The organism is Desulfurellaceae bacterium (assembly GCA_021296095.1).
GTDB lineage: Bacteria > Desulfobacterota > Binatia > Bin18 > Bin18 > JAAXHF01.
Window position 1 is genome coordinate 1 of record JAGWBB010000031.1, and the last position, 11,452, is coordinate 11,452.

Here is an 11,452-nt window from a genome sequence, read left to right on the forward strand (position 1 = left end):
ATTGGCCCCAGAGCTGCTCACACCCCGGCCCGCTTGGAAAGCTCTCCAAACGTATCGGAATTCCCTGAAACTGCTCTAAGTATGACCGACGCGAAGACGCAGGCAACTGCGAGCGAGGCCACACGACACCGCGCCTGGCAGTCAACAGACTGGAACACAAACAGGCGCATTGTCCGCAATCTGCGACAACGTATCTATCGGGCTTCACAAGAAGGGACCCGGTGAGACGGGACGTGATGGCAAAGGAGTCCAGCCCTCCTGCTACAACAGAAAGGGCTGGGGGGGGCATGCAGCAACAGGCACAGGACGAGGTGCCTTGGTTTCAAGCCACTGTCTTAGGGCGGCAAGGAACCGAGCATACAACATGTCACGCGCCTGACAGGGTAGCTCCGGGATATCGACCCGGAGAAACTCGCAGAAAGCATGCCAAAGAGCTTTCAGAATATGATCTTCCTTTCTGGAGCGTTGGGATAACACCAGAATACTCATGCCATCATATCCCGTCCAGCCGACCCGCGAAGCAACACAATCTGCTTGAGCCGGATGCGGTGAAAGTCGCACGTCCGGTTCTGAGGGGGGGAAGGGCGCAGTGATGCGCCTGACCTACCCGACTGGGAATGAGAAGCAATGCTGAATGCTGAATGAACGGACACGCTCAGCAGCATTTATCCTTCACCAGGAGCCGCTTTGTCCCGTTTGTACTCGGTCCGCATTTCTGACTGGAGCCGGCCGAGTCGGTAGGTGTTCCAGTCCAGGAATTTCGCGCTGCTGGCCAGCAGCGGGTGAACCCTGGCGATCTCGCGCCACATGTCCTGAACGATCAGCCGGTAGTCCGGGTGACCCTGGGGCATGGTCCGCAGCTCGCCGACGTGCACGGCTTCGCGCAGGTTCAGCTTCATCGTCCAGCGGATACGGTAGGCGAACGGCACGACGTACTGGGCCTGGCTGGGCAGCTCGCGGTGGAGCTGCTCGTACAGCTCGGCCGCGTGATCCATGCTGCGGACAAAGTCGGCCTTGAAGCCGGCCTGTTCGATTTCCTGCGGCATGTCGTAGCCGTGGACGGTGGTGAAGTCCTGACGCTCCTGGGTCAGGAGGCGGTGGCGGTGGAGGTCCCGGTACAACCCCAGGTTGGCGATGATATCGAAGGTGTAATAGGCCTGCTCCAGGGCGCGGCCGGGTTTGTCGCGGCGGTGGCGGCGGCGGCGGATGTACTCGTCGAACAGCCCAGAGCGCTGCTCCGCAGACAGGCTTTTGACTGCGTTGCGGACCTGATTCAGGGGGTGACGCAGGTGGGGGTAGAGGATGGCGGCCAGGACCTTGTCCTCGGCGTCGGCGTCCCAATCCAGCAGTTGGACTGCACGGCTGGGTGCGACCGGTGTGGAGGCCAGGAGCCGGGCTGCGGCCGCACGGGTGGCGGTGTAGGTGTCGGCAAGATAGGGGTTTTTCTGGGCACGCTTGACAAACGAGGGGATCAGCGCGTTCAGCGCGGTCTGCATGTCGTGGGCGATGGTCCGGCCCTCGTCGAGCGGCTGCGAGTAGAGCTTGTTGAGCAGATGTTCAAAAGCCTGGCCGGTGCCGAAGAGACCGACGTTGGTCAGCGTGGCGGCCGGCAGATATTGACGTAGGACATCGCAGGCCTGGGCTCGCACGGTTGAGCGATAGGCGCCTTCGGCCCAGCGGCGCAGCCTGGTATCGGATGCAGCATCTTTATAGGTGAGGGGCTCGCCCGTTTGGGGGTGTTTCCACTCGATGCTGTTGATCGGCAGACTGCGCCGCATGAAGGCGATCATCGGCTCCATCTGCTTCGCATAGGTCTCGAACAGACGGCGCAGGCCGGCGAGGTAGGCGTCCCGGTGTGGCGAGGCCATGATGGCCGGTTCTTTGGCGAACAGAAACTCGCCGGCCTGATCGGTCGTATCAAAGCGCACATAGCGGGTCGATTTCTCCAGCGGGGCAATCCCGATGCGGGCGTCTTCGAGCAGCTTGGCCGCAACGTTTGAGACGTTCTCGCAGGCAATGTGGGCGCCGCCGAGTTGGGCGACCGAGTCGTCGCCGTAGCCGATCAGTACCCGTTCATAAAACGCCCGGGCCTTGTCTATTGCGTCGGTCTGGTCGGCCTGGCCGAGCGGGAAGTCAGCCTGGCCCAGAAACTCGTCCAGGAAAATTTTGCGCAGGCTTTTGGATGATCGGCTGTAGCGCGAGAACAGGGCTCCAGCCACTTCCTGGGGGAGTTTCAGGCCAAAAATGGGCGCGTTCAGGTTGGTGAAAAAGGGGGCGAGGCGGTCATGCTCGGTCGCGGAGAAGGTGTCGCTCATCACTCCAGCTCAAGCAGCAACTCTCCCGCCTCAACAGCCTGGTCTTCGGCGACGAGGATGGCTTTGACCGTACCGGCCGTTGAGGCGCGGACCTCGTTTTCCATTTTCATGGCTTCCATGATGAGGACGCCCTGGTCTTGTTCGACCTCGTCGCCGACGCTGACCAGGACCTCGACAATTTTCCCCGGCATCAGCGAGCGGACTTCGGTGTCACCCACTCCGCTGCTGCTGCCCTCCCCGGGACGCAGGGCACGCCGCTCGTCAAGCAGGCTGAACTGAAAGGTTTTGCCCTCGCACGAGACGGTGTACTGGTCGTCTTTTTCGGTCACGTCAATGGTGAATGACTGATCCTCAACCAGCAGCGAGTACATGTGGGCCGACAGCTGGCGGCCGTCAACGATCCGTTCCTTGCCGTCTATGACGATCCGATACACATGGTCGGCTTCCAGTTCCTGGACCTCAATCGTATGGGTCTGATCTCCGAGGGTTGCGATATAGGCCATGCTGTGTCTTTCCGTGCTTGAGCGCCCCGCAAAGAGGAAACGTGTCTCCCTTTCCAAAGAGATTTGTGGACACCTTCCCTCTTTCTAGCGCAGACCCTCACGCCAGCCCGTCGAACGCCAGGCCGACACCCGGCCGCCGGCGCTGTCGGGCTGGCTGCGCTGCACGGTCTGGTCCTTGTGGTAGGCGGCCAGGGCGGCGGCCGACAGCAGGACTTCCTGGTGGAGGGCGTCTTCCTCAAAGGCCAGGCCGTGGTATTCCTGGGGGATGAAGCCGGTGTCCAGGTCGCCCTGGATGAACCGGGGGTGCTGGAGCGCCCAGCGATGAAACGGGATATTGGTGATAATGCCCTCGACCGTATACTCTTGCAGGGCGCGTAGCATACGCTGGATGGCCTCCTGGCGCGTACTGCCGTGGGTACACAGCTTGGAAATCATGGGATCATAAAAGATGGGGACTTCCCAGCCTTCGTACACACCGCTGTCGTCGCGAATGCCGCTGCCGCCCGGCGTCCGCAAGACCTGAATCCTGCCCGGCGAGGGGAAGAAGTCACGCGCCGGGTCTTCGGCGTAGATGCGGCACTCGATGGCCCAGCCGCGCTGCTTGATCTCGTCCTGCTGCACGGCCAGGTGTTCACCGGCGGCGACCTCGATCTGGGCTTTGACCAGATCTATGCCGGTCACCAGCTCGGTGACCGGATGCTCGACCTGGATGCGGGTGTTCATTTCAAGAAAATAGAAATTCTGGTGCGCATCGACCAGGAACTCGACCGTTCCGGCCCCGACATAGTTGACCGCCCTGGCCGCCTCAACCGCAACCCGCCCCATCTGTTCACGCACCTCGGCGCTGATCGCGGTTGAGGGCGCTTCCTCAATCACCTTCTGGTGGCGGCGCTGCAGCGAGCACTCCCGCTCGTACAGGTGGAGGGTATGGCCATAGGTGTCGGCCAGGACCTGAACCTCGACGTGGCGCGGCTTGTCCACGAACTTTTCCATATACATGCGGTCATCGCCGAACGAGGACTTGGCTTCGGAACGCACCCCGCGCAGGGCGGACACCACCTCGTCCTCAGCGCTGACCAGGCGCATGCCTTTTCCGCCACCGCCGGCCGAGGCCTTGAACATGACCGGGAAGCCGATCTCTCGCGCCGCAGCCACGACCTCGTCCTCAGCCCCGAGCACGTCGGTGCCCGGCACGACCGGCACCTTGGCCTGCTGCATGATGCCCCGGGCGGTGACCTTGTCGCCCATCTGTTCAATCGCCTCAGGGGTTGGGCCGATAAAGGTGATGCCGGCCTCCTGGCAGGCGCGGGCGAACGCGGCCCGCTCGGACAGAAAGCCATAGCCGGGGTGGATCGCCTCGGCGCCGCTCTTTTGGGCCACCTCGATGATCTTGTCAATGACCAGATAGCTCTCGGCAGACGGCGAGGGACCAATCGGGTAGGCATAGTCGGCGTATTGGACGTGCAGCGCGGTGCGGTCGGCTTCGGAATACACCGCGACCGTTTCCACGCCCAACTCACGGCAGGCCCGAATCACCCGGACGGCGATTTCGCCTCGATTGGCAATCAGAATGCGTTTGAACATGTGTCGATCCTCGGCCGGCTCCTATAGCGGCACGTTGCCATGTTTCCTAGGCGGGTTTTTGTCCCGTTTGTTTTGCAGCATGTCCAGCGCACGAATCAGATGTGGACGAGTGTCGGCAGGCATGATGATTTCGTCAATATAACCCATCTCGGCCGCCTTGAACGGGTTGGCAAAGGTCCGGCGGTATTCGTCAGCGAGCTTCTCGCGCTCCGTATCGGGGTCGGCCGCTTTGTTGATGGCGTTGCGATGGATGATATTGACCGCTCCGTCCGGGCCCATCACGGCGATCTCCGCGGTGGGGTAGGCGAGGTTGATATCGCCCCCGATTTCCTTGCTCGACATGACCACGTAGGCGCCGCCATAGGCTTTGCGGGTAATGATGGAGACCAGGGGGACGGTGGCTTCGCAGTAGGCGTACAGCAGTTTGGCCCCGTGACGAATGATGCCGCCATACTCCTGTGAGGTGCCGGGGCAGAAGCCCGGCCCGTGGATCAGGGGCAGTCGCAGAAACGCACGAAACGGCCGCCCTTGACCGAGGCGTCAATGTCGAGTACGCCGGCCAGGAAGGCTGGCTGGTTGGCGACAATGCCGACCGTCCGCCCGCCGAGGCGGGCAAAGCCGATAACGATATTGCGGGCGTAGTCTTTTTGCACCTCAAGGAAATAGTTCTCGTCGACCACGGTCGTGATGACGTCTTTGATGTCGTAGGGTTTGTTCGGATTGTCGGGGACGAGGCTGTTCAGCTTTTCGTCGCGCCGGTTGGGGTCGTCACTGGTCGGCCGGATCGGGCTGTCTTCCATGTTGTTGCTGGGCAGAAAGCTCAGCAACTCGCGGATGCTATGTAGGCTTTCGCGCTCGTTGGGCGAGGCAAAGTGGGCTACCCCGCTTTTGGCGTTATGGGTCGAAGCCCCGCCGAGTTCCTGCATGCTGACTTCTTCGTGGGTCACGGTCCGAATCACCTCGGGGCCGGTAATGAACATGTAGCTGGTGTCTTCGACCATGAAGATGAAATCGGTCATGGCCGGAGAGTAGACCGCGCCCCCCGCGCACGGGCCCATGACGGCTGAAATCTGGGGCACAACGCCCGACGACAGGACGTTGCGGTGGAAGATATTAGCGTAGCCGGCCAGACTGGCCACGCCTTCCTGGATGCGGGCTCCGCCCGAGTCGTTAATGCCGATCAGGGGGCAGCCGGTTTTGACCGCCAGATCCATGACCTTGCAGACTTTTTCGGAAAACGCGCCTGACAGGCTGCCGCCGAACACCGTAAAATCCTGGGAGAAGACAAAGACTTGCCGGCCGTCAATATTGCCGTAGCCGGTGATCACCCCGTCGCCGGGTGTCTTTTGCTTGTCCATGTCGAAATCGGTACAGCGGTGGGTCTTGAAGCGATCAAGCTCAACAAAACTGCCCGGGTCGAGGAGGAGATCAATCCGTTCCCGAGCCGTGAGTTTGCCCAGATCGTGCTGTCGCTGAATCCGTGTCGGCCCGCCGCCCTGAAGCGCTTCTTCGTTGCGGCGGGTCAATTCGTGAAGATTGTCCTGCAAGCCCATACCATAATCCTATGTTTTCCCTGTGAGGCTGGAACTCAGACCTTGTAGTATGAGGGGCACAAAAGATCAAGGAAGGCAGGAGGGAAAGGATGAAGGCTGAACGATGAATGGGAGACGCATTTAGTGAGACGGGGACATGGGCACCCGGACAAACTCAACCCGGGCGCCGCGGCGAATGCCGTGTCGCTCGCAAAATCCGGCCTTGACCTCAAGGACGAACTGGGCGGCCTGTGCGGAGGGAATCGGTCGCTCGGAAAACGGGTTGGTGTGCGGGGCGATGTGAACGACGCGGCGGGCGGCGTTAATGAAGATGATATCGAGCGACACGGGCGTATTCTTCATCCAGAAAGACTGGGCGGTCTCGCTTGGAAAGACGAACAGCATGCCGTGTCGGTCGGACAGCGTGGTGCGGTACATCAGGCCGTAGCGGCGTGTCTGGGGGGTGTCGGCGATCTCTACGCTGACCCGGACCGGGTCGCCGGTGTGTGGGTACAGGATGACCTCGGGCGGCGACGGGGCGCAGGCGAGCAGGAGGAGCGAAATGATGAATGCTGAATACTGAACGCTGAACGGCTGAAAACTTCGTGTTTTCCGTCCAGCATTCATACTTCTGCATTCATCATTTTCTGTCAGACGACCTTGTCCTCTTTGAGTCCCGCCAGGTCGGCCTGTGTCAGGCCTAACAGCTTACCCAGGATATCGGCGTTGTGTTCGCCCAGCAGCGGGGCTGGTTTGACCTCGGTCGGCGAGTCTGACAGCTGCACCGCACAGCCGGGCATGGTGAAGCTGCCTCGGGTGGGATGTTCGATGGTGGTGATCATGCCGCGCTGTCTGAGCTGCTCGTTCTCCAGAATATCGCCGCTGTCCAGCACCGCACCGCACGGCACACCGGCCTCGCCCAGGGCTTTCATGACCTCGTGCTTGGTGCGTCCGGTGGTCCAGGCCGAGATGATGGCGCTGAGTTCTTCGCCGTGCTTGTTGCGGCTGGCTTGGTCGGCGAATCGGGGATCGGTCAGCATATCCTCGCGCCCGATGGTCTTGGCCAGAATTTCCCACATGGCCGGGGTGGTGGTGATGATGAAGGCGTAGTCGTTGGGGCCGCCCGGCGCGCACGGATACAGGTCGGTCGGGGCCAGGCTCGGAACCCGGTTGCCGGTGCGGGGAGCCGGGACGCTACCGTAGTAATGGCCCATCATGCCGATACGGCTGAGGTTGACGACCGCGTCCTGCATGGCCACCTCGAGCCGCTGGCCTTTGCCCGTTTTTTCGCGTTGCAGCAGGGCGGCCAGAATCCCGACGGCGCAGTGAATGCCGGTGCCCGTATCGCCGATTGTGGGGCCGGGCCGCAGTGGCGGGGTGTCCGGAGTGCCGGTGATGCTCATGGCGCCGCCGGTGGCCTGGGCGATCATGTCAAAGCTCTTGAAGCTCGAGTAGGGGCCGTAGGTACCGAAGCCTTTGACCTGGGCATAGATCATGCGGGGGTTGATCTCGGACACCACATCGTAGCCAAGGCCCAGGTGCTGGAGGGCGCCGGGGCCGTAGTTTTCGACCAGCACATCAAAATGGGGCAGGAGCTTTTTGCACAGAGCCATGCCTTTTTCGCTCTTCAGGTTGAGCGAGATGCTTTTTTTATTGGCGTTCAGCAGCAAAAAGTAGGGCGAATCCAGACCCGGTTTGTCGGTGATCAGGTAGCGTCCCTGGTCGCCGCCGGGGGGCGGTTCGAGCTTGACGACATCTGCGCCGAGAAAGGCCAGAATCTCGGTGCACGACGGTCCAGCCTCGAACTGTGTCAGGTCAAGAACTTTGATGTGATCTAGGGCCTGCATGGCGTCCCTCCTTTATCGGCCGTTCGGCATTGATCTCGGCGCTATAGTGGCACAGCAGGCGGGACTGATGCAAGCAAAGCCGCAGCCTGCTATACCTGGGCGGTATGCCAAGAGGACAAGCCCGTGCCCGGCCTGCGGCGCGCCGTCGGCCGCCGCCGCGTCACCAGCTCACCCTCGACGAGGCCCTGGCCCGCCTGGGCGTGCCCGGCGTCACCAGCAAAGCCATGTTTGGCGGCCGCTGTTACTATGTGGACGAAAAGCCGTTTTCCTTTGTGCTGGGCGAGGCCCTGGCCCTCCGCGTATCGCCCCAGCAGCTGGCGGCGGCGTGTGAGCGGGGCGACGGGCAGGTCTTTCATCCCGGTGGCGGCGACTTTGTCATGCGTGAGTACCTGGAACTCAGTGCCCAGGCGCTGGCCGACGAAGAGAAGATCGACACCTACGTCCAGGCCAGCACGCGCTTCATGGGCGGGCAGGAAGCTCCCCAGGAGGGGCTGAACTGGGAGGACCTGCGCCAGGGTCGGGAGGGGCTGTATAAAAAAAGAACGTGAGCACGCCCTAGGCTGCCCGGATGCCCAGCATCTCCCGCGCCTCGGCCGGTGTGGCCACCTCGCGCCCCATGTCGCGCGCCAGCTGGGCCAGACGAGCGACCAGGCGGGCGTTGGTCGGCAGTTCCATCTCGCGGTAGTGATAGTCGCCCAGGCCGATGGACACGTGCCCGCCACGCTCCATGGCCGCAGCCGCAATGGGGAACAGGTTGCCGCCGTAAGACATGACCGACCACTGCCAGGCGTCGGTCTCAGGGATAAAGTCGAGAAACGCTTCCAGGCCCTTGATCGTTCCCGGATGGCCGGCCAGGATGCCGCCCTCGGTCAGCACGATTTCGGTGTACAGCGGCTCTTCGAACAGGCCCATTTCAACGAAAGCCTGGGTGTGGCGGACCGAGCTGATGTTCCACAGGGCCTGGACCGGCTTGACGCCGGCGTCACGAATCGTGGTGGCGAAATACTCCCAGGTGTGGGTCGTGTTCAGGTAGACGGTGTCCGTGGTGTTGAAGCGTTTGGCTGCGGCGTCATAGGTATCGACGTTGCTGGTGGCCATGTCGATCGGCGCGCAGTCGGGTGTAGTGGCGGGGTCTTTGGCCATCTCGACAATGTGCGAGATGCGCTCCTCGGGCGACGGCATCCACCACGCGCCCAGAGTCGGCATGGTGATCAGGTCGCTGTGGTCTTTGATGCGCCGCACCGTGTCGGCGTACAACCCGTGGTCGGCCGAGGGCGCACCGGTCTGGGGGTCGCGGGCGTGGTAGTGGATGAAGGCTGCCCCCTCGCGCCAACAGGCCAGGGCTTCGTCGGCAATCTCCTGCGGGCTGTAGGGAACGTTGGGGTTGTCATCCCGCATGGTATATTCGTTGATGCGAACCTCGATAATGACTTTGTTGGCGGCCATGTCATCCTCCTGTTGGGCGCTCAAGCTGGACCGACCGAGCGGCTGCAAAGGGAAACGTGAGCGCCGATGGAATCTGAAGGACATCACGTTTCCCTTTGGAAGAGCGTATTAGACACGCGCAGCCGGGGAATTGTCAAGCAAAGCCCGGCTGTGTGGGGGACGGGGTGAGTCGAACAGGTCTTGGGACGCTTGGCGGTGTGTTGGGAGTTGCGCTGTTGTCACTCTTTGGCGCGCCGCTCGAGTGGCTGAAAAACAGGCTGGTCTTTCATCCCGGCTCAAAGCTGACGATCTGGCCGGACGAGTACGGTTTTCGGTATGAGGAGGTCTGGTTCGGCGGGCCCGACGGCCGCACCCTGCACGGCTGGTATCTGCCCGGCAGCGGTCCGGCCCTGCTGGTCTGGTTTCACGGCAACGCCGGCACTATCGGACATCGGCTTGAGCACGCCCGGCTCTTATCCGACCAGTTCGGTGTCGGGCACTTCATGTTCGACTATCGGGGCTATGGCAACAGCCGGGGCAAACCCACACTGACCCATTTTCTGACCGACAGTCGGGCTGCGGTGGCGCTGGTCAAGGACACGGGCTGGGCAGACGGAAAGCAGTTGGTGTATGTCGGCGAGTCGCTCGGCTGTGCGGCCGTCGTCGAGATAGGCATTGAACAGCCGCCCGACCGGGCGATTCTGCTGGCACCGTTCTATTCCCTGCGGGCGATGGGCGATCTGGTGCTGCCGCCCCTGGCCTTTGTGGTCGAGCATGAGCTCAATACCGCCCGGGCGATCTCGGACTTCCACAGCCCGCTGCTCATCATTCACGGCACCGATGATCAGGTCATTCCGTATCAGCAGGGTCGGGATCTGTTTGCCGTGGCCAACCCCCCCAAACGCTTTCACAGCGTGACGGACGGCGGGCACGTCAATCTGCACCTGGTCGGCGGTGAGGCGTATGTTCAAGCCATCGGCGAGTTTCTGGCCGATCCGTAAACGCTCAGTCCGCTTCGGCGATTTCTCCCGGGAGGGCGTCGGGGCGCGGGTTCAGCACCTCCCCCTCGCTTGTGGCCACAATAGAGGTAACCGCCAGATCACCGGTGACGTTGACGGCTGTTCGGCACATGTCGAGCAGCCGGTCAATGCCCAGGATGAGGGCCAGGCCGGCCATTGGCACCCCGATGGTGGTCAGCACCAGGGCCAGGGTGATCATGCCCGCTCCGGGCACGCCGGCCGCTCCGATAGACGCCATGGTGGCGGTCAACACGATGGTCAGCTGGGCCGGCAGGGACAGGTCGAGTTGAAACACCTGGGCGATAAAGACCGCCGCCACCCCCTGATAGAGCGCGGTGCCGTCCATATTGACGGTTGAGCCCAGGGGCAACACGAAGCTGGCGACCGGGTTGCTGACACCGAGCTTGTGCTCGGCACATTGGAGCGAGACGGGCAGGGTGGCCGACGACGACGAGGTTGAGAAGGCGATCAGCTGAGCCTGGCGGATGGTCCGCATGAAGGTGAGCCACGAGACCCCGGCCAGGCTGTGGACCAGCCCGCCGTACACCAGCCCGGCATGAATGGTCAGGCCGAGGACGACGGTCAAGCCGTAGGCCAGCAGCGCCTGAAGGACGCTCAGACCGCTCAGACCGACCACCTCGGCGACCAGGGCGGCAACCCCGAACGGGGCGAGTTCCATGACCAGCTGGATCAGGACGATCATGGCCTGTTGGACTTTGTCAAAAAAGGTGACGACCGGTGTGGCCTGACCCGGACCCAGCAGGGTCAGAGCAATGCCAAACACCAGGGCGAAGAAGATGATCTGAAGCATATTGCCTTCGGTCATTGAGGCGGCCGGGTTGGTGGGAATGATGGCCAGGACGGTGTCGATGGTCGAAGGGGCTTCGGCTGCCGCGGAAGCCCGGCTGCCCGCAGCCGAGTCGAACTGGGCCAGGAGGGAGACCCGGTCAGCCTCGTTCAGGAAATCGCCCGGCTGGACGATATTGGCGCAGATCAGCCCGATGGTGACGGCCACAGCGGTCGTCGTCAGGTACAGCACCAGGGTTTTCCCGCCCAGGCGGCCGAGTTTACGTACATCGCCCAGGCTGGCCACGCCAACCAGCAGGGAGGCAAACACCAGCGGCACGATGACCATGCGGATGAGTCGCAGAAACAGCGCGCCGATGGGGCGTAGCCAGGAGATCAGCGTGTCGCCGAGTGAGCTGATCGGCTGGGGAGACAGGGCAA

At 62.4% G+C, this 11,452-nt stretch carries 9 protein-coding genes and 1 pseudogene; 2 read left to right on the forward strand and 8 right to left on the reverse strand.

Annotation, left to right across the window (positions count from 1 at the left end; all coding sequences use genetic code 11):
* Window positions 1-665: 665 nt before the first annotated feature.
* The 6 genes and pseudogenes from J4F42_09335 to J4F42_09360 form a co-directional block, all read right to left on the reverse strand.
* Window positions 666-2,315, reverse strand: a complete 1,650-nt coding sequence (locus tag J4F42_09335) for an FAD-dependent thymidylate synthase (protein ID MCE2485701.1) — start codon at window positions 2,313-2,315, stop codon at window positions 666-668.
* Window positions 2,315-2,818: a hypothetical protein gene (locus J4F42_09340; protein MCE2485702.1), complete on the reverse strand. Its 504-nt coding sequence runs from the start codon at window positions 2,816-2,818 to the stop codon at window positions 2,315-2,317. The genes J4F42_09335 and J4F42_09340 overlap by 1 nt, the downstream gene beginning before the upstream one ends.
* An 84-nt stretch (window positions 2,819-2,902) precedes the next feature.
* Window positions 2,903-4,402, reverse strand: coding sequence for an acetyl-CoA carboxylase biotin carboxylase subunit (gene accC, locus J4F42_09345; GenBank protein MCE2485703.1), 1,500 nt, complete (start codon window positions 4,400-4,402; stop codon window positions 2,903-2,905).
* A 21-nt stretch (window positions 4,403-4,423) separates the two neighbouring features.
* Window positions 4,424-5,955 (reverse strand): annotated as a pseudogene (locus tag J4F42_09350) (acyl-CoA carboxylase subunit beta).
* A gap of 120 nt (window positions 5,956-6,075) precedes the next feature.
* The gene (locus tag J4F42_09355) at window positions 6,076-6,561 is read right to left on the reverse strand and encodes a DUF192 domain-containing protein (protein ID MCE2485704.1); all 486 of its coding nucleotides are present in this window, start codon (window positions 6,559-6,561) and stop codon (window positions 6,076-6,078) included.
* A gap of 23 nt (window positions 6,562-6,584) precedes the next feature.
* Entirely contained in the window at window positions 6,585-7,781 is a 1,197-nt protein-coding gene (locus J4F42_09360) for a CoA transferase (protein ID MCE2485705.1), read from the reverse strand.
* 104 nt (window positions 7,782-7,885) lie between these two features.
* On the opposite strand from J4F42_09360, the gene J4F42_09365 reads away from it, so the two are divergent.
* Entirely contained in the window at window positions 7,886-8,329 is a 444-nt protein-coding gene (locus J4F42_09365; GenBank protein MCE2485706.1) for a TfoX/Sxy family protein, read from the forward strand.
* A 7-nt stretch (window positions 8,330-8,336) separates the two neighbouring features.
* Here J4F42_09365 and J4F42_09370 read toward each other — a convergent pair whose 3' ends face one another.
* Entirely contained in the window at window positions 8,337-9,227 is an 891-nt protein-coding gene (locus J4F42_09370; GenBank protein ID MCE2485707.1) for a 3-keto-5-aminohexanoate cleavage protein, read from the reverse strand.
* A gap of 164 nt (window positions 9,228-9,391) precedes the next feature.
* Here J4F42_09370 and J4F42_09375 point away from each other — a divergent pair, with 164 nt between their 5' ends.
* Window positions 9,392-10,207 (forward strand): alpha/beta hydrolase, encoded by an 816-nt coding sequence (locus tag J4F42_09375; protein ID MCE2485708.1) that lies wholly within the window; start codon window positions 9,392-9,394, stop codon window positions 10,205-10,207.
* Window positions 10,208-10,211: 4 nt separating this feature from the next.
* Here the strand turns inward: J4F42_09375 and J4F42_09380 are convergent.
* The coding region (locus J4F42_09380) for a dicarboxylate/amino acid:cation symporter (GenBank protein MCE2485709.1) at window positions 10,212-11,452 on the reverse strand (1,241 nt) is incomplete at its 5' end.